The sequence below is a fragment of the Shewanella abyssi genome (assembly GCF_023284025.1).
GTDB lineage: Bacteria > Pseudomonadota > Gammaproteobacteria > Enterobacterales > Shewanellaceae > Shewanella > Shewanella abyssi.
Genome location: NZ_JAKIKR010000028.1, coordinates 13,859 through 32,325, shown reverse-complemented (window position 1 = coordinate 32,325; position 18,467 = coordinate 13,859). Strand labels below are relative to the sequence as shown.

18 protein-coding genes are annotated in these 18,467 nt (G+C 44.5%); 8 read left to right on the top strand and 10 right to left on the bottom strand.

Going from position 1 to position 18,467, the window contains the following annotated elements:
- Positions 1 to 258: 258 nt before the first annotated feature.
- Genes coaE through mutT form a run of 4 tightly spaced genes read left to right on the top strand, consistent with a single transcriptional unit; the run spans position 259 to position 2,288 of the window.
- On the top strand, positions 259 to 864 hold the full coding sequence (gene coaE / locus L2755_RS13110; RefSeq protein WP_248981142.1) for a dephospho-CoA kinase: 606 nt from the start codon (positions 259 to 261) through the stop codon (positions 862 to 864).
- An 8-nt stretch (positions 865 to 872) separates the two neighbouring features.
- Complete coding sequence (gene zapD / locus L2755_RS13105; RefSeq protein WP_248981141.1) at positions 873 to 1,607, top strand: cell division protein ZapD; 735 nt, start codon at positions 873 to 875, stop codon at positions 1,605 to 1,607.
- A 49-nt stretch (positions 1,608 to 1,656) separates the two neighbouring features.
- Entirely contained in the window at positions 1,657 to 1,896 is a 240-nt protein-coding gene (gene yacG / locus L2755_RS13100) for a DNA gyrase inhibitor YacG (RefSeq protein ID WP_248981140.1), read from the top strand.
- Positions 1,893 to 2,288, top strand: a complete 396-nt coding sequence (mutT, locus tag L2755_RS13095; RefSeq protein WP_248981139.1) for an 8-oxo-dGTP diphosphatase MutT — start codon at positions 1,893 to 1,895, stop codon at positions 2,286 to 2,288. Before yacG ends, mutT begins: the two co-directional genes overlap by 4 nt.
- 112 nt (positions 2,289 to 2,400) lie before the next feature.
- Here mutT and L2755_RS13090 read toward each other — a convergent pair whose 3' ends face one another.
- Both L2755_RS13090 and L2755_RS13085 read right to left on the bottom strand, forming a co-directional pair.
- Positions 2,401 to 3,798, bottom strand: coding sequence for a M16 family metallopeptidase (locus tag L2755_RS13090; RefSeq protein ID WP_428847798.1), 1,398 nt, complete (start codon positions 3,796 to 3,798; stop codon positions 2,401 to 2,403).
- A gap of 77 nt (positions 3,799 to 3,875) precedes the next feature.
- Positions 3,876 to 5,207 carry a M16 family metallopeptidase gene (locus tag L2755_RS13085; protein ID WP_248981137.1) on the bottom strand — a complete coding sequence of 444 codons (1,332 nt, stop codon included), beginning with the start codon at positions 5,205 to 5,207 and terminating at the stop codon, positions 3,876 to 3,878.
- Positions 5,208 to 5,569: 362 nt separating this feature from the next.
- Here L2755_RS13085 and L2755_RS13080 point away from each other — a divergent pair, with 362 nt between their 5' ends.
- Positions 5,570 to 6,253 carry a PilZ domain-containing protein gene (locus L2755_RS13080; RefSeq protein WP_248981136.1) on the top strand — a complete coding sequence of 228 codons (684 nt, stop codon included), beginning with the start codon at positions 5,570 to 5,572 and terminating at the stop codon, positions 6,251 to 6,253.
- Positions 6,254 to 6,288: 35 nt separating this feature from the next.
- On the opposite strand, the gene L2755_RS13075 is transcribed toward L2755_RS13080, so the two are convergent.
- The 3 genes from L2755_RS13075 to L2755_RS13065 form a co-directional block, all read right to left on the bottom strand.
- The gene (locus tag L2755_RS13075; RefSeq protein ID WP_248981135.1) at positions 6,289 to 7,266 is read right to left on the bottom strand and encodes an eCIS core domain-containing protein; all 978 of its coding nucleotides are present in this window, start codon (positions 7,264 to 7,266) and stop codon (positions 6,289 to 6,291) included.
- 74 nt (positions 7,267 to 7,340) lie between these two features.
- Complete coding sequence (locus tag L2755_RS13070) at positions 7,341 to 8,000, bottom strand: class I SAM-dependent methyltransferase (protein WP_248981134.1); 660 nt, start codon at positions 7,998 to 8,000, stop codon at positions 7,341 to 7,343.
- A gap of 40 nt (positions 8,001 to 8,040) precedes the next feature.
- On the bottom strand, positions 8,041 to 8,394 hold the full coding sequence (locus tag L2755_RS13065) for a hypothetical protein (protein WP_248981133.1): 354 nt from the start codon (positions 8,392 to 8,394) through the stop codon (positions 8,041 to 8,043).
- A gap of 374 nt (positions 8,395 to 8,768) precedes the next feature.
- Between L2755_RS13065 and L2755_RS13060 the strand changes: the two genes are divergently transcribed.
- Positions 8,769 to 10,886: an EAL domain-containing protein gene (locus tag L2755_RS13060; RefSeq protein ID WP_248981132.1), complete on the top strand. Its 2,118-nt coding sequence runs from the start codon at positions 8,769 to 8,771 to the stop codon at positions 10,884 to 10,886.
- A gap of 203 nt (positions 10,887 to 11,089) precedes the next feature.
- On the opposite strand, the gene L2755_RS13055 is transcribed toward L2755_RS13060, so the two are convergent.
- Together L2755_RS13055 and L2755_RS13050 are read right to left on the bottom strand one after the other, a co-directional pair.
- Positions 11,090 to 11,692: a tRNA-uridine aminocarboxypropyltransferase gene (locus L2755_RS13055; protein ID WP_248981157.1), complete on the bottom strand. Its 603-nt coding sequence runs from the start codon at positions 11,690 to 11,692 to the stop codon at positions 11,090 to 11,092.
- A 142-nt stretch (positions 11,693 to 11,834) separates the two neighbouring features.
- Positions 11,835 to 13,037, bottom strand: a complete 1,203-nt coding sequence (locus tag L2755_RS13050) for a multidrug effflux MFS transporter (RefSeq protein WP_248981131.1) — start codon at positions 13,035 to 13,037, stop codon at positions 11,835 to 11,837.
- A 101-nt stretch (positions 13,038 to 13,138) separates the two neighbouring features.
- On the opposite strand from L2755_RS13050, the gene L2755_RS13045 reads away from it, so the two are divergent.
- Together L2755_RS13045 and L2755_RS13040 are read left to right on the top strand one after the other, a co-directional pair.
- Positions 13,139 to 14,134 (top strand): LysR family transcriptional regulator, encoded by a 996-nt coding sequence (locus tag L2755_RS13045; RefSeq protein ID WP_248981130.1) that lies wholly within the window; start codon positions 13,139 to 13,141, stop codon positions 14,132 to 14,134.
- A 118-nt stretch (positions 14,135 to 14,252) separates the two neighbouring features.
- On the top strand, positions 14,253 to 14,585 hold the full coding sequence (locus tag L2755_RS13040) for a hypothetical protein (RefSeq protein WP_248981129.1): 333 nt from the start codon (positions 14,253 to 14,255) through the stop codon (positions 14,583 to 14,585).
- Here L2755_RS13040 and L2755_RS13035 read toward each other — a convergent pair.
- The 3 genes from L2755_RS13035 to L2755_RS13025 form a co-directional block, all read right to left on the bottom strand.
- Positions 14,575 to 15,858 (bottom strand): hypothetical protein, encoded by a 1,284-nt coding sequence (locus tag L2755_RS13035; protein ID WP_248981128.1) that lies wholly within the window; start codon positions 15,856 to 15,858, stop codon positions 14,575 to 14,577. The genes L2755_RS13040 and L2755_RS13035 overlap by 11 nt on opposite strands.
- Positions 15,859 to 16,205: 347 nt before the next feature.
- Positions 16,206 to 17,615 (bottom strand): tetratricopeptide repeat protein, encoded by a 1,410-nt coding sequence (locus L2755_RS13030; protein ID WP_248981127.1) that lies wholly within the window; start codon positions 17,613 to 17,615, stop codon positions 16,206 to 16,208.
- Between the two features lie 104 nt (positions 17,616 to 17,719).
- Positions 17,720 to 18,448: a hypothetical protein gene (locus L2755_RS13025; RefSeq protein ID WP_248981126.1), complete on the bottom strand. Its 729-nt coding sequence runs from the start codon at positions 18,446 to 18,448 to the stop codon at positions 17,720 to 17,722.
- Between the last annotated feature and the right edge of the window lie 19 nt (positions 18,449 to 18,467).

Sequence of the window (18,467 nt, the reverse complement as noted above, 5' to 3'; positions counted from 1 at the left end):
TAGCAGTGAGCAGGCGAACGGCCTAGGATCTAGGATCTTCGCTTACGGTATAAAAACTAGAAAAGATAACAGCGACGGCATAAATGCCGACCTACTTTAAAAGAAGGTGCTAGCAAAGCATAGAATCAACATCAAAAGCCAAAGGGTGTTTTCTGTTGATTTCCTAGCAGGACCTAGCCCGTCCTAGCAGTGAGCTGGCGAACGTCCTAGTACCTAGGACCTTCTCAGCTTTCAGAATCAATGAGTGAATGAGGCAATATGGCTGATTATATCGTAGGACTCACCGGAGGCATCGGCAGCGGTAAAACGACGGTTGCTAACCTTTTTGCCGATCTTGGTATCACCTTAGTCGACGCCGATATTGTGGCGCGTGAAGTGGTCAGTAAAGATTCAGACGGACTCAATGCCATCGTCAACCATTTTGGACACAGTGTCTTGCTCGATGATGGCAATTTAGATCGCGCCAGGTTAAGAGAGCTGATTTTTAATAACAATGAACAACGCTTATGGATAAATAACCTATTACACCCGTTAATTCGGGAGACTATGCTGAAAAATTGTAAAGATGCGCTATCAGATTATGTAATTATGGTTGTGCCCTTGCTATTTGAGAACGGGTTAGATAGGTTAGTGCAACGTACACTTTTGGTGGATATTCCACCAAAGTTGCAACAGCAGAGAACCATCGCAAGAGATACGGTTTCTGCCGAGCAAGTAAAAAATATAATAGGCAGTCAGGCCACTAGGGCCGAGAAACTGTCAAAAGCCGATGATGTCATAGACAATCAAGGAGAGATATCGGCGTTAAAGTGCAAGGTAAACGCACTAAACACATTTTATTTAAAATTATCCTGTAGTGCTTAAATAACGCCATGACTGATTTGATCTATGAACAACCACTTAACGAAAAAATACGTAGCTACCTAAGGCTAGAGTATTTGGCCGAACAATTACAGGCCAACTTAGATCATGACCACCAGCACCGCTGTTTCTATCCTCTGTTTTCACTGTGCGAACTCACCGAGCGCTGCGATTACCGTGGTGAAGTGCTTAAAGACTTAGACAGACAGCTTTTTGCACTATCCAAATGGCAATCCCTACCGACAATTAATAGCCAAGAAGTCGAAACTTATATTGCTAAACTCAGCGTGGCACGAAAGATTTTACAAGTCTCTGACCGCCCTGGAGTCCAGATAAAACAAGACCGCTTTCTTGCCGCACTGAGGCAGCGATTTAAAATGCCCGGTGCCAGTTGTAATTTCGATCTGCCGCAACTGCATTTTTGGCTCGCTAAACCGTGGGAGGTTCGTCAAGCAGAATATCAAGAGTGGATGAGCCAGTTTGCTTGCCTTTTATCACCGATTAATTTGCTGCTCGACTTAACCAGACAGGCAACCGAATATACCGAGCATCAAGCCGTTGCCGGGTTTTATCAAGGTAACAGCGATCAAGCGCTATCACTCATTAGAGTTAAAATCGCAGCCGAACATGGTTGCTACCCGACGATTAGCGGTCATAAAAATCGTTATGCGATCCACTTTGTGCAGTTTGATAAACAAAGGCACTCAGATCAATCGATTCAGTTTGAGTTGGCAACCTGCCCTTAAAAGCGATAAAATCGCCTCACTCTCATTCTAAACGCTAGTTAATCCAATTATGTCTCTTACTGTAAAATGTCCAACCTGCCAAGCAGAAGTCACCTGGGATAACAATTCTAAATTTAAGCCTTTCTGCAGCGACCGCTGCAAACTGATTGATCTCGGTGATTGGGCGTCAGAGAAGCACGCGATCCCCGTTAAGCCTGAGTTTGACCCAGAGATGCTAGATCAACTCGGTTACGATGATGCGGACTTTTTTATGAATGACGATGATTCAAAGGATGACCATAAGCAGTGAGTAAACCAATCCATGTCGCTGTAGGTGTGATTGAAAACGACGCCAAGGAGATTTTATTGGCTAAGCGTCATGCCCACCTTCACCAAGGCGGAAAGTGGGAGTTCCCAGGCGGCAAGGTAGAATCTGGCGAAAGCACCTCTCAAGCGCTTATAAGAGAGCTAAAAGAGGAGGTCGACCTCAATGTATCAAGCACAACACCTATGATGGAGATCCAGCATGATTATGGTGATAAAAAAGTGCTGCTTGATATTCATTGGGTGAAAGATTTCTCTGGGGTTGCCCATGGCGTAGAGGGTCAGATGGTGCAGTGGGTCGCTAAAGCGGATCTAGCCTCATTTGAATTCCCCGCAGCGAACCAAGCCATTGTCGATAAGATTTTGGCAACTGCCTAATTATGTTTTACTGACAAATTAACAGTAAAAAGCCGCGACATCTATCGCGGCTTTTTGATCGATCATCTAATGCTATAAGCTGAACTCAAGATAATGAGCGTCAAGTTATCGATTAACCACCAAAACCAACATCTTTAATATCGACCTGTTTCACCGTGCCATATTGCTGAGCAATTGGCGCGATCTTGGCTGCATTACCGATAATGACAAACTGTAGCTTGTCTTTAGGGAAGTAAGTATCGATTAAGCGCTTTGATTCTTGCAAGGTTAAGCCATCAACCTTGGCTTGAAACTCATTGATAAATGCATCATCAAAGCCATAAAGATACATATCAGACATCAACCCAGCTAACTGACCACTGGTCTCATACTTAGGTGGAAACTGGCCTTTTACGTAAGCCTTAGCAGAATCTAAGGTGGCCTGATCCAGCCCTTGCTCCCACAAGCGCTTATAAGTCTTCAACGCCAGATCGATGGTTTCTTTAGTCGTCGCCGTCTTAGTAAAGGTGCTGATCCTAAAGGTACCCGCAGCTGAATAAGCACTAAAGCCTGAGCGAGCGCCGTAGGTTAGTCCTGCATTGACCCTTAACTCGTCATTTAACCATGAGGTAAAACGCCCACCCAATATGGTATTGACCACGGTTAAACCAACAAAATCAGGATTATCACGGCTTATGCCCATACCGCCCACTAGAAAAGTGGTTTCAACGGCATCGCCCTTATCGACTAACAGCACATTGCTCGCATCAAGCGTTGGCAAGCCCAGCTTCAAGTCCAAACGAATCACAGGCTCGCTATCTTGCCATTTAGCAAATAACTGCTGCAATTTAGCTTTCATTGCCGTGGCGTCAAAGTCACCCACTATGCTAATAGCGGTGTTTGATGGCTGATAGTAGCTCTTATGAAAAGCACGCAGCTGCGACACATTAAGCTCTGCCAGTGAACTGCTATTACCTGATGTTGCGTTACCGTAAGGATGATCCGCAAAAATCAGTTTGTCGTAATAACGGCTGATAACGGCGCGAGGACTCTCTTTGGATTGCCCGAGTCCGGCAATTTCTCTTTGGCGTAACTTATCAAACTCAATGGCATCGAAATCTGGCGACAATAGAATACTGTGGATTAAAGGCAACATAACGTCGGCATCTTTTGCCATAAAGTTAGCACTGAGATAGCTACCCTCTTTGCCCGCGCCACTGGTAAGGCTGGCACCTAAAAAGTCGACCTCTTGTTCTATTTCCAGCTTGGTCTTGCCAGCCGCTCCCAGCATCAAGCTCGCGGCAGTAATCTCTGCCACGCCCGATGTGGTATCGTTTACTGCACCGGCACGGATAGTCACATTCACGGTGATTAACGGCACTTCTGTTTGCGGCATGAGATAGATAGTCAGGCCATTATCAAGGGTCATTTGCTGATAAGCTGGCACACTAAAGCTGCCGGTGTCCACTGTGGTAGCTTGCATGTCTGTCGCGGCGCAGCCTGTCAGAGCCATCACGCTGGCAATGGTCATCGCGCTTACAACTTGCTTTGTTTTGGCGATATTTGGCAGCCATGCTGCAGTGCATTCTCGGGCTGTAATTAGTGTTTTCATTGGTCAGTCTCCTCAACAGCAGCCAGCACAGCAACGGTTCTATTCGAACGTTTAAGGTAAGTTTGCGCCACACGTTGAATATCAGCAGGCGTTACCTTGTTATAGGCTTGAGGTGCGTTGAAAAGCTTATCAACGCTACCAAAGAACAGTTCATAGGTCCCTATGGTATTAGCCTTGCCATTAATGGTTTCCATCGCTTGATAGAAACCCATTAACTTGATGTTTTTAACCTTAGCAAGCTCATTTTCGGTGACACCTTCAGCAGCAACGCGGTTGATCTCAGCAATCATGCCTTTTTCAAGTTCGGTTGCCGTCACCCCTGGATTGGCAACACCCATCACATAAAAGAGGTTGGCATCGAAAGACATTGGCATATAGGTTTCAACTTCAATCGCAACCTGCTTATCGACTAAACCTTGATACATGCGCGAGCTATTACCCGTGGTCAAGATAGAGGACAACAGATCTAGTGCGTAATAGTCAGCATTTGAGGTCGAAGGTACGTGATAGCCCAACATTACATTAGGTGTGCTCACCGATGCTTTCTGCACAAATACCCGGCGCTCGCCCTTTTGTAGCGGCTCAACCGTGTTAACTTCTTTTGGCGGCGCTTGAGCAGGAATGGGGGCTAGATATTGATTAGCAAGACGTTTAACGTCAGCCAGCTTCACATCACCTGCAATAACAACCACCGCATTATTCGGCGCATAATAGGTTTTATGGTACTGAACTAAATCATCTAATGTCCAAGCGGCAATATCAGATTCATGGCCAATCACCGACCAGCTGTAAGGATGCGCTCTAAATGCAGCGCCTTTTAGCTCCTCTTGCAGATTACGCCAGTTAGAGTTTTCTAGTCCGGTTAAACGCTCAGAAGCGACAACACCGCGCTCGCTTTCGACCATTTCGGCACTAATATCGAGATTCTCGATACGATCCGCTTCCAAATCAAAGATGGTTTCTAGTGCATTGGCAGGGAACCAATCGGTATACACCGTTAAATTCTCGCTAGTGTAAGCATTGTTTGCCCCACCTGCGGCTTCCATGGTGCGGTCAAACATTTTTGGACCGTATTTTTTAGCGCCATTGAACATCATATGTTCAAAGAAATGTGAGATACCGGTAATACCCGGGACCTCATTTCGAGAACCCACTTTCCAAAAAAGGTACATGTTGGCGTTAGGGATTGAACTGTCTTCCAACACCATTATTTTCATGCCGTTATCCAGCGTGAAACTTTGAATATCTTTGGCTTCTGTTGCCTGAACTGCTGATGCTGTCAATAGCATACTCGCAGACAGTAACAATGCCTTGGTATAGCGCTGCATTATTCGCTCCTTGTTTAAGCACTTATGTCTTGGTCATAGCATACGAAATGACGATAATTATCAGTTTCTACTACCCATTTGGACTTATTCAAATGCCATAACAAAGCAAATCGTCGCGAAAATCAAATAACCGAGCCAATTATTTGTAACGTATAGTAAATATATGGCAACGTTTGTTAACGAGAATGGTACCACTGTGTGCTTTAAGCCCTGCTAGATTAGCCCTGTATTTCGATAATAATAGTGACTCTATTTTTCAAAAAAGTGACCACTAAATCAGTCAAAAGCCTTACTTAAACCTGAACAAAACCAATATTTTGTGTTAGCTTCAAACAATGACTCTTGCCGCGATAAGTCTGACCATGCCCATAGAAAGTGATTTTAATACTCTTGATAATTTGAGCTGTAACACCGAGGTTCACCTGCAAATTCTTACGCCGACGCAAGCGATTCGATTGCGGAGTAAATTGATTGGAGTAGATAGTGGTCGTTCGATAATTCTGGCTCACGGCAATGACAAAGCTTGGCTAGCAGCGGCTCCATTTGTTAGAGAACGTCAAAGCGTTATCATGCGCGTGGTCAATAGCGATGAGCATGACGCCAACATTCTAGCGTTTAGGAGTCGTATCCAGAAAATCGTTAGCGTGGTTGGCAGCTGGATAATTATTGATTACCCCAAAGCGCTGCAAACCGTCGCACTTAGGCAGCACTCTCGGATCCCGATTAACGTTGCTGCAGACCTAGTTTGCACAACCAGCGGTGAGGTCGTTTCTCATGGCGATCTACGTGATATATCAATCAAGGGTGGCGCATTTGTTGGCGAGAAGATAGAGGGCTTTGAACTCGACAGTCAATACCAATTACAGGTTAACCTCGATGAGCAAGACGAAACCATCGAGACCTTGGTTACGGTGAAAAACCAACAAGATGCAGAAAGCCAGACCGAGCAGTTTCAATATGGGCTAATTTTAGAAGCGGAACACGATGAAACAGAAAACATGGTGCAAAAAATTATCTTGCACCATCTAAACCCTAAAAATCAGTAATCAGCACCTTGTGATTGCTGACTGCTGACTAGCAATTACTGATTTGCTTGTTTAAAGACCTGTTCAATCTTGAACAAGATCTTGGGTGATTTTAATTCGATCTCTTCGATAACCAGTAAAGCAAAGTTATCAGCAACAATCTCTTCCGGGTGGATAATATAGTTGGTGTTGCGACCCACCTGCTCAAAGAAGCCTTTTAACTCTGGCACTGCGATGATTTCCGCCCCGGCGGCGTCATAAGCACTTTTATTAGCTTCTGCATCACGGCCAACAATGACAAATTCAAACATCAAATAGTCAAAGAATTCACCACCTCTTTCAAGATCATATCGCTCAGCATCAGCAAACAGAATAGGGACTACCCACACTGGTTTACCTTGGTAGTTAACCCGTATGGCAAAGTCATTTATCGGTGCATCAGGATTAGTCAGTTTGCGTTGTGCAAGCTGGCTTGGGAAATCAATATCACCGATGTAATGGTAACCAATGGCCTGATACAACTGCTGCTTAACCTTAGGGTTAAATCGAGAGTAGACATGTAATAGCTCATGGGCCAATAACCGAGGAAGCCCCTCTTCATTAGCGATCTGGCGAGCCTGTAGAATAATCGCTTGCCCCCGAGTATAGGCCGCTCCACCCTCCTCTAGTCCAGTCGTCTTAATGAACTGTATGGGCTCGGGCAAACTGATATTCAATTCAACGAGCTTAGCGCTAATACTATCAAAAGCTTTAGAGAGTACCAGTTGCTCTTGCTCACTCCAGTCCATCGTCTGCTTAGCCACAAAAGCCAAGTAATCACTTTTAGACTGCGCATCAGGCTGCTTCATCCTCGCGTCGATATCAAACTGACTCACACGCTGAATAAAATCATCGTTTTGGGTCAACACCAAGGCGGCTTCGGCTTTATTGAGAAATGCGATTGAATAGGGCATTTTTGCCTGCACGACGCCACTTACCAGCAGCCCAAATGCCAGTACCGCATAACAAATAACAAGCGACATTCTGTTTATCATATTGATTATTCCGTTAAACTTATAATTTATAATGGGTTTGAAATTCGGGTTTAGCTAAAACTTTGATACTACATTTAAAGACAGACATTAGCCTGCTTGGTAAAAAATACGACGTCCTCAGCTATCACCTCAAGCGTCCAATTAAACTTGGCCGCGATCCACTCAAATGTGGCTGTTGAGTAAAAATTGATATGGGTTAAATCGCTCTTATAGTGCCATGTTGAAAATGCGGCTTCACTGATGACACGCTTAGTCATCACCACTAAAATAGCCCCTGGCTTAAGCAGAGAGTCTAATGTTTGCAATAATGCCAGCGCATCTGCCACATGCTCTATCACTTCAGTCATGGTGATAAAATCATACTGACGGCGGAGTAACTCAGGAGCGTTAAAATAGTACAAATCATAATTATCGACTCTGATCCCAGACTCCGCAGCCATCACGCTAATGGTTGGCCCTGGGCCACAGCCAAAATCCAGCCCTTGAGCATAGCGTTCAATCCGCTCGAACAGCGGATTAATTGCCCGAGAAAGAAACTGTCGATAGTGTTGATCACTCGGATCATTCTGATGCAGATCGTAGATCGCTTTTTCGTCAGCTAGGTTCAACTGAAACGCAGCGGCCACAGAAACCAAGTAGCAGTGTTCACAGCGCTGATATGCCCGAACTTTATCCTGATGAAAAGCGGCCAAAGTCGACTTTTGGCATAAAGGACATAAAAGACATAAATTCAAATGACGTATCCCAGCTCAGGTTTCATTTTGATGGTAAGCGCTAAATAGGCTTAGGGATTTTTCGCTGCTTATTTGCCGCTTCTTTGGCCTCACGCAGATACTTATCTTCTCTTGATTCACGCGCTTCAAACTGCTGCTGCGCCTTTTCACGCTGCTCACTTTCCCAGTCCCTTGGCTCAGCCTTAGACAAGAGTTTTTCCTCTTGCTCAGTATGCAAACTAGACGCTTCGCGGGCCTTTTTTAACTGCTCTTGTTCGATTGTTAAAGAGCGCGTCTTTGCCGACTCTCCTTTTTCAGCCAGTGAAGTCTCATCATTGGCCATGATAGGACTACTGAGGAGACACAGCAAAACTGCGCCTATCCATACTTTATGAGGTGATTTCAGTGCCATCATCGAACAAATCCTTCTATCTATTAGTGCCTGTAAATAAGCCACTATACCCATCTTACCTGAAGATGCAGGATTCAGTGGGATGGGTATATAACAACTGCATGCTCATTTATCGCTTTTTGTTTGTGCATTATGCCAGAACAAAACAAATACATTAACAGGCAATTTTAAGCCTCATTTTCTGCTAAAACCCCGTTCAAAAATTAGATTAACCTCCCGTTATGTCGTTAAATATGAAGTTTAGTGACAACAAGTTTGTACAAAGTGTCAAATAAAGGTATTTTTGACACTAATGGAAAGGAGTGGTTAAAACTCTAGATTTATTCACTTTTAATCTGTAACTGCTATTTGAATAATGTTATGAGGGAGCGGAACAAATGAGTAAGCAAAAATGGTCAGAGTTATACTCTCGGCTAAAATCTGCCACCGCCTCTCTTTCCGAGCAGCTTATTGAATTCGATAGCGCAGAAGCTCCGCCCGCCCTGGCAATTGTACAAGGTTACCGCTTTATTGCTGCAAACCAAGCCGCTCTACGCTATTTCGAGACTATCGAACAAAAATTCATCAACGCTACTCCCTATGATTTCTCCCCGAGGATCCAATCTTCAGGACGCAATAGTACCGAATATGGCCAACAACAGCTGCGTGAAGCCGCCCATGGAAATATCGTTGCCTTTAACTGGTTACACTTAAGTCAGCAAGGTACCGAGCTACCGACAAAAGTCACTCTTTATCCGTTTAGTCTCGATGGCAATGACGTGGTATTAATCCAATTTATGCCTATGGACCGACGTGGAAAACGTCGCCCACAATCAAGTAATGGCTTCAAATCTCTTCCGAAAGAGTTGATGTCGATCACCTTAGAAGACAGCGCTGAAGCGGTATATATCACTGATGAAAACCATCATATTTTAGCCGTTAACAAGGCCATGTGTCGTATTTGTGGTTATAGCGCTGAACACATGCTGACTAAAACACCCAGCGAGCTAAACCTTGAAGCGATGCTTAACGATGGCATTGATCCGAACCCATTAAGAAATAAAGATAACTGGCAAGGTGAGGTGTGTAAATATCGCTCTGACGGCTCAAAATTCCCAGCCTGGCAAAGTTGCAGACGCATCTATGCCGACAGCACTGTGTATTTCGTCAATTTATTCAGTGATATCAGTGAAAAAAAGCGACTGGAAGCCAAGCTTACCCAGCAAGCCATGTACGATAAGCTCACAGGCTTGCCCAACCGCTTCCATCTTATTAAAATTCTTAATAAGGCCATTGATAATATCAGGCAGCACAGTTCTATGATCGGCGCCTTGATGTTTTTGGATCTCAATGGCTTTAAACATATCAATGACAGTTTCGGTCATGCCACTGGAGATAAGGTCTTACAACTGGTCGCCGCTAGACTAGAGACCTGTTGCCTAGAGGATGCAGAGATCGCCCGGCTCGGCGGCGATGAATTTACCTTAGTGCTGCCAAAGTGCAAAAACAAACAAGAGATTGAAGCTTTTTCAGATCTAGTACTGTCGTTGTTTGATGCCCCTTTTGAAATCGATGGGCAGAAGTTTTATTTAAGCACCAGTATTGGCATATCCCTGTTTCCGCAGCAAAGCTACGAAGCAAATCAGTTACTCAGCATGGCTGATACCGCAATGTATGCCGCTAAGAAAAGCCCAAATCATATTCGATTCTACAACGCTGCCATAAGAGAAGCAGCAGAGAAAAAGCTCGCTATACTCAATGATTTAAGGCATGCACAAAGTCTCAATCAGTTCAGTTTGGTATACCAGCAAATAGTCGATTTAGAAACCAATAACACCATAGCTGTTGAAGCACTATTACGCTGGAAACGCAGTAATGGTGATATCTTAGACGCGCAAGAGTTTATCCCATTACTAGAAGAAACTGGCTCATTGGTAAGTGTAGGGCGTTGGGCTATTAAGCAAGCTTGCGTGCAAATGACCCAATGGCATGAGTTATACAATGACCAGTTGAAAATCACAGTGAACATTTCAACCTCCCAGCTAGAACACCCCGATTTTGTGTCGATGTTAACCAAGGTTTTACAGCAAACCCAGTTGCCTGCAAACAAACTGGTTATTGAAATTGAAGAGTCAGCCTTGATCCGCAAACCAACACAGATGTCAGCGGTGCTAGGTGAGCTAAAGCGACTTAATATTGGCATCTCCATTGATGATTTTGGCGCAGGTCTATGCTCCCTAAGCCGATTAGGCTACTTGCCAATCGATTGTTTGAAAATCGATGCAGGCTTTGCGCAACGACTGCATGAGCCTCAAGGTAAGGAATTATGTAAAGCGATGGTGCAACTGGCTCATACGTTAAACATTAGCTATATAGCAGAAGGGATCGAAACCAAAGCTCAAAAGGAGCTATTACTGAAGATGGGGAAAGGATATGGTCAAGGTTATTACTTTGGCTGGCCGGCAACCGCTGAAGTTTTTGCCGCTGAATCATTAAGTCTTTTGAAAAAGGCTTAAACAAGCAATATTGTATTGAAAGATGGCTGCATCAATCACCTGAATAAATCCAGTTCGCTCCCCTGCAAAAGCCGTGAATGAGGCAGCCACTTACGTCAGCTAATTTAGATGACATCTCTATTAAACCCTATCTATTATTGAATTAGCGTGACCTCAATAATGTTTTATCGATGAATAGCCGATATAAATCACAAATCTGACGACTATTTATTTTCTCGGTATCGAGCACGCACATCAGCCGGCATCGACGCCAACCTCTGCTCAACTAAAGCCGCTAACGCATCAGTGAGTGGCGTCACATCTTGTTGAGGCTCTATCACTTTTAGCATCATTGCACTCGCTTCCAATGTCGATAAACTATCACTGCGGCTGGCTTTACGTATGGTGTAATTAGAAGCACCATCTAAATCAAGATGCAAAGCGGGGAAATCCAGTAACCACGGATTCAGTTGCAATAACTTATAGGCCTTACGCCAAGTACCATCGAGTAATAATAGAATCACATCAGTATCGATTACGATATCACTTACAGAGCGGCTTGCGGTTGATGGATACACTAAGAATATCGGTTTATCGGTCAATTGCAGTTGCTCACGCAGCAGGGAAAAGTCCGCTGCAGTTTCACCCACAACCACTTTAGTTTGTGGAATAACTAACGCTAACAGCCGAACACTATTCTTAGCGTGACCCACTTCGGTGGGATCTTGCAAAATGATCAGCTCAGTTTTCACCTGCATCTGTTTGATACTGGCACACAAACACGCTTTGAGCGGATAGTGGCACGAAGGGCAGTTAGGACGAGACAAAAGTAAAAACCTACTCATTAGACAAACTTGATAGTGCCTAGTTTACTCAATTTATGGGTAAAAAAAACCTGCATGAACGGTTAATTCATACAGGTTAAAGGGTATTATTTGGATAGCAGCCGCTTTAAGCTAGCGGTCATACCTAATAAGCGTGTTGCTCTTGATGCCAATGATCAAAGCGAGACATCGCCATCATAGCTAGCAAGATAATTGCCAAGCCGCCCATGACGACTGCAACGGCGTAGGGTGCCGGCAAACTAGTTTGTTGCACTAGCGCTGTCAGCAGTGACGCACCGCTCATTTGAATAAAGCCTAACATTGCAGTTGCAGTGCCCGCTCTCTCACCAAATGCCGATAACGCCATACTGGTTGCAGGGCCAAGCAATAACGCAAAACCAATACAGAGCAACATCATTGGCAGCATAAAGCTAAATGCGGCTGCTAGACCTGTTTGCGGGCCAAATGCCTGTACTAGCACTTGTGTCGCAGCAGATACGAGCATAAACAGCAGTGCCACAATCACCGTTGAGCGGTTACCTAACTTTTTCATCACCAAAGGTGCTGCAAAACAAGCGACGATGTTAACAGCCGCATTTAAGCCAAACAGCCCACTAAACATCAATTCCGAGACACCTAAACGGTCAATCAACCACACTGGCGCATAGGAAACATAGCTTAAGATCGCTGCCATTCCCGCCATACAGGCAAAAGCATAAAACAGAAAGTGAGTCTCTAAAACCACCGGCTTGTAGCGTGCCCAACGATATAACGGCCCTGAGCTGACGGTATTTTTAGGACGAGTTTCTGGTAGACGATAGCCAACAAAAATTAGGATTAATATTGCGTACAGAGTCATAAACACAAAGGTCGAACGCCAACCAAATTGCAATGCCAGTAAACCACCCAATGTCGGAGCCAGCGCTGGAATGACACAAATCATGCCATTAAGATAACTATAATAACGTGCGCTCTCTTTTGGCGAGAAGCAATCACGTACCGCGCTAAAGACCACAATCGAGGTTGAACACGCCGCTAAGCCCTGTAATACACGGGCAAACTGCAACCAGTGGAATTCAACGGCGGCGGCCGCCAGCATGCTGCTGGCGATATAAAGGATAATACCGCCCAATGCGACAGGTCGTCTTCCATAACGGTCGGCTAACGGCCCGATCAGTAGTTGTCCCGTCCCCATAGCAAAAAGAAACAACACTAAGGTTGATTGTATTTCACTAGCCGAAACAGCAAATTCAGTCGCCATCGCTGGCATTGAAGGTAAGTAGATATCGATAGCCAAAGGACTAAGTACAACCATCGACATTAAAATAGGTAGTAAATTACGGCGCATCATCTTTCTCAAAATATTGTAAACACGACTATATTAATCAAACTATGGTATGAACAGAAATGATATTATTTCCATAATGAATTTCCATTGAGGAATATCTCGTGAAATTAGAGAATTTGGCGCGTATCGACTTAAATCTGCTGGTTATCCTACAAATACTATTAGAGGAACAAAGCGTTACCCGTGCTGCAAATCGGTTACATGTAAGCCAATCGGCATTGAGCAAGAGCCTTAATCGTTTACGGGATACCTTAGGCGACCCACTTTTTTTACGCACTTCTCACGGTTTAAAGCCTACCGCCCACGCCGTACAACTTGGAAAAATGCTGCCTCAAAGTTTACAGAGTTTATATCAACTCACTTTACCCCCCAGCTTCGAACCCGGCAGCAGTACTCGGCAGTTTTCGTTTGCCATGGTAGAGAGTGCCTATGAAACACTCATTCCCTATTTTATCAGTCCGCTACTAACCAAGGCGCCGAATCTTAAGTTAGACAGCTATGTTTGGACCGAAAACTCGACCCTGGCTATTCAACAAGGTCAGATTGATTTCGGTATTTCAGGTCGCGATCTTCACCCACAATCCGCCTTTCAGATTGAAAGGCTGCCCGAAGGAATTGCACATCAGACGCTATTTACCGATGAGCAGGTTTGCTTAGTCAGGCAAGACCATCCTTTACTCGCTACGATTGCAGCAGGCCATTGGGATCTAAATATCTATCTTGAGATGTCACATGTACAGGTACGCTGCGAAGGCAACGATTGGTGGGCATTAGATTATCATCTGGCAGATTTAGGGCATCACCGTCGCATCAGTACCACAGTACCTGACTTTTATGGCGCTGCGAGTATCTGCGCCCACAGTGATTTGATTTTCACCCTGCCCGCAAGCTTTGCACAACATGCGAAGAAGCTATATCCGCTAACAGAGCTCACTCTGCCGTTCGAATTTATGCCCCTTGCGTATGTTTTACTTTGGCACCAAAGAAACGATGATGACCCAGGGCATCAGTGGGTAAAGAACATTATTTGCCAAAGTGTTTCAACAGCGTTCGATTCACCTGACTTAAAAGAATTTGTAAACGCTAATAAAGATTAACCTTTATTAACGTGATATCTGCTTAGATAAACGGCAATATGAAATTAGTTAACTTACCGATTCAGTCAATATTCATCTTTTTAGTGTAAGCTAACGATTAAGAAATCTTGGAGAACATATGATTTACAACCAGTTTCAAAGCAACCTAATGCAAAATCGATTTTCTGGCTCTCGTGGCTGGTTGGCATTCGTTATCGGTTTGGCCTTTATGACCTTAGCCCTAGTCGCGCTGCCATTTCTGCTACTTTTCGGCGCTATCACATTTATTGCATTAAGCCTGTTTGGCCGCATCTTTCTAAAACGTCAGCTCGCGCGTTTCAACAAGCAACAAGCCGGACAAACATTCCAGAAAGAGCAGGCTGACAATGTTCATCAAGAGGGTGTCTTCCGCGAGAACACGGCCCAATCAACGGTCGCAGGCCGCACCTTTGAGCACAACCCTAACGAATAACTTTCATTGCAGATGCGCTACGAGGTCTTGATAATAGGGCCTCAAATCGCTCCCACCGCATCGCTTTATCATCAGTGCCACTCTCCACCCACGCTGCAACAGCATCTTCGCCGAGGCTATAGTTAATAATGTACGCGCGATTTTGGTCAAAGAAACGCGCCCGTTGCTCAGCTCTTGAGGGAGTATAGAGTGCATCATCTACCAGCAGCCGAGCGGCCTCTTTAAGATCTATTTGGTTATCGGTTAATAATTTACTGACATGATTTTCAAAGTATCCAAGTCGCTTAATACAAGCAAAAACCTGGTGCAATAAGGTAAGATCCGCATCAAGCCCTGCCAGTGGCATTAATACGTCACTTTCAAATGACACTATCTCATCTGGGGTCATCAATAGCTGTAAGGCATAATTAGCACTGCCTTCAGCGAGATATGAGATCGGACTGTACAGGGGATAGATCGAGTATTCCAACCAGCCTTTTTCTTTTACCAATAACTGCTCTTGCAGTGCGTTAAACACATGGTGGCCGGGATAACCTTCGTGAGTTGCCAACTCTAGATAGCGTTCAATCGTTAATGGTTGATCTTGATTGAGTTGAATTAAGCTGTGGTAATTACCCTTGTACCAATTATATGCTGTCCAAACTTTATCATTCACATACTCAACTTCGCAGCTTTCATGCTCAGGTAGTGTGAACTGCTTTTTGGTTAATTCACGTGCTTTGTCGACCGCCGCGCTAAATACTGCAGGCGCTTTATCTTTCGGCACGATATAGGCCAGTTTAAATTCGCTAAAACGGCTTGCTAGCGCCCCTTCACCTGGTAATAAACGATTGAGTTCTTGATGAATACTTTGTAATTCTGCTAATGGGAATTCAGCAACTGCGGTGTCGTATAATCGCCGGGCTTCTTCATCAAAACTGACATTTTCACCCTCTAATAGGTCTAAATACGCGCCTATTGATGACCATTGCTTGTCGAGGAAACAATATCGACCGCGAAGCTCTGCATCAAGATTTTTTTCGCCTAATGCTGCCAGTACTAGGTTCCCCTCTTCGTACTGCAACCTAAGATCTGCAATCGGCTGCCAATATGCTTCGTCTTGCCATGTTCTAGGGCCAAAGTAGGCATCGACGTAATGTTCATCATGCTGGCCAATAGCGAGCGCTAATCGAGTATAGCGTTCTGCAAAATCATTCAGGTGCTGATGACTCGCTTTTGAATAAGTACGAGTAGCAAGAATGGATTTAGCTTCATTGGTGGCAGAATAGGACATGTAGCGCTCCGGCATTTTGATTGCCGCCAATCTACACGTATTGCATAATGTATACAACCTAGATGTAGAGGTAGCTTACATATTTGTGGAACAAACAGTTTACAGTCAGAAAAACTAAAGTGGTAGCAAAGATAAGATAAATCAACCGCAGAGTGCTTATGAGCCTCAGTTTGTTACCTTGTTTAACCGATGGGTACACTCACAATTGGGTCCACGCATCTTAGTTCATTCCTATCATTTTGGGAAGATGAAAAGAATTAATATTCACTAATAGTGAGTGCATTATCAATGCTAATGACGCGAGAATGAGTACAAACTATAGCAATCAATATAAAGATCTGCTCATCTTAGCTAAGTAACTCAGCCGCTTTCGCTAACGCTGCTTTTTCTTGCGCTGAATTTGTCATTTTAATAACAGAGAGTACTTGCTGCTTAAGTGAAGCCCATAGAGGTTCGATAACCGCCAACTCTTCGTCGTTAGCGTGTTCTCGGGCAAGTTTTAATAAAGAAGCTGCTGCAACAACATCAATACGCCCTAGCATGCCGTCAGCAAGTGCGATGCTTAGCTCGATCATCGCCGGTACACTGTGGCCGTATTTAATGACTTCACGTAAATAGCTTTCTGCCTGGGAGTAATCCTGCCCCAATGCACTGTCATCATGCAGCATCGACTGGGCTCTAGAGAACATCGCATCGACTTGGCCTTGTTCAGCGGCCTCAGCTAACCAGTGCTCGCTTTTGACTGCATCGGCATCACAACCTTCACCGCGAGCTAGCATTAGCGCCAAGTGATATTGCGCATGGGGGAAACCTGCATTGGCGGCACGGCTAATATATTTATAAGCCATTTTCAGATCAGACTGCTGATAATAAAGCACACCCAGATTTGCCATCGCTTCTGATTGCTCGAGCTTTGCCGCTTGGCTCAAGTAACGCTCTGCAAGCTGAACATCGGCTGCAAAATGCTGACTACCCACTAAATAAAAGTAGCCTAACAACGCCATGGCATTGGCAACGCCTGCGGTAGCCGCCTTTGCAATGGCCTGCTCACCTGCTATCACATCAAACTCACCGCTGTAACCATGGATTAATGATACGCCGTGCTCATAGAGTGCATTCACATCGTCATCTGCGGCTTGGGAAAACCAATAACTTGCTTGCTTGAATGATGCTGTTGAGCGGTCTTTGACTTTATCTTCGCGACTTTCTTGTAATGCTTGTTCCTGCTCTCTTTGCATTAATGCTCGCGTCTTAAGCGACATGCCGACAAGATATTGCGATTCAGCATCTCGCTCCATCACCGCGCGATAGCACAAGTCCCTGCCCGCTAAGGCATCAAACTCTTCAAAGTAATACTCAGGCTTGTTGTCATTTGTCACCTGACTAAACAGTGAATCCACCAGCTGTAGTAGATTTTTAATTGCACGTTGGCTTAACTGCTGCAATTGCTCAGGAGTCAGGTGATACTTTTCTGGGTGGGCACCACGATTACCATCGGCACGTAACTTATGCAGCGCTCGGGTGGTTTTTACATCGATAAGTCTGCGTTGGTTTAGCTGCTCAATACGGTCGTAAAGATTGGGGCTATCGAAATGAATAGCGTGTTCTTCAGCCAATAAACTGGTTAGCTTATGGCTAAAGCTTCGAACATGAAGTAAAGCTTGTGTTGGCACATCGGTTACAAAGCTCTTAGCCTTGCGATAATCCTGCCCCAGTTCAACTGAAAACTGATTAACGAATTCAATATCGTTTAACAAGATATGCTCCCACGCTGTTGACTAGATGCGTAACGTTGACTTAGCTAGGATAATGGCGAATATCCTGTAAAACATTCGCCATTATTACCGATGTTTTTTGAGGATTACTGCTCTAGATTGCCAGGAGTATCTGACTCTTCACGGGAAACCATATACAAACGAAACAGTACCACGTTAACGAACAAGCCAAAGAACGCCACTATGACTTCACCAATCAATTGCAATGGTACGCCACCAAGCTGTGTGCCCATGGCCAGTACGCTGCCCACTAAAGAGATTGGAATATAAAGTAATAATACCGTTATTGTTTTCAGCGCTATCGGCCCACTGAAGGTAAAGCTACGCTTAATGGCTTCCATCGGCGTCAATCGCTCAACGACCACCATGAAGTTAACAAAGGCCAATCGAGCAAAAAGGTAAATACTAATCACCAAGCCGATAATACCTAACATAGGGTTTATCGCCAGAAGCACGAAGAACGGTGCCAGCACCGCAAGACCTGAAAAGACTCCAGCCAACAGTAAAGCGGGAACAAAGTTCAAGCTGGTTTTTAATATCATACCGTTACTAGGACTGTGTCCTTGGGAGCGGATCTCTAAAAACAGTGTTAATGCGGCAATTAAAAACGAAAATACTAACAACAACGCCATCATCGCCACCATATGACTGGTGCCAAACTGAGGGTTTTCAAGATCAGCAGTGCTTATCTCTAAACTCAACCATAGCTGAATACCGACCTGGATAAACAACACCGGAACAGTTAAAGCGGCTAACTGGCTAATATTATTACGAAAAAAATTAAATGCTTGAGTCAAGACGGCTGATAATGACATAGGGTTTTCCAAAAAATGA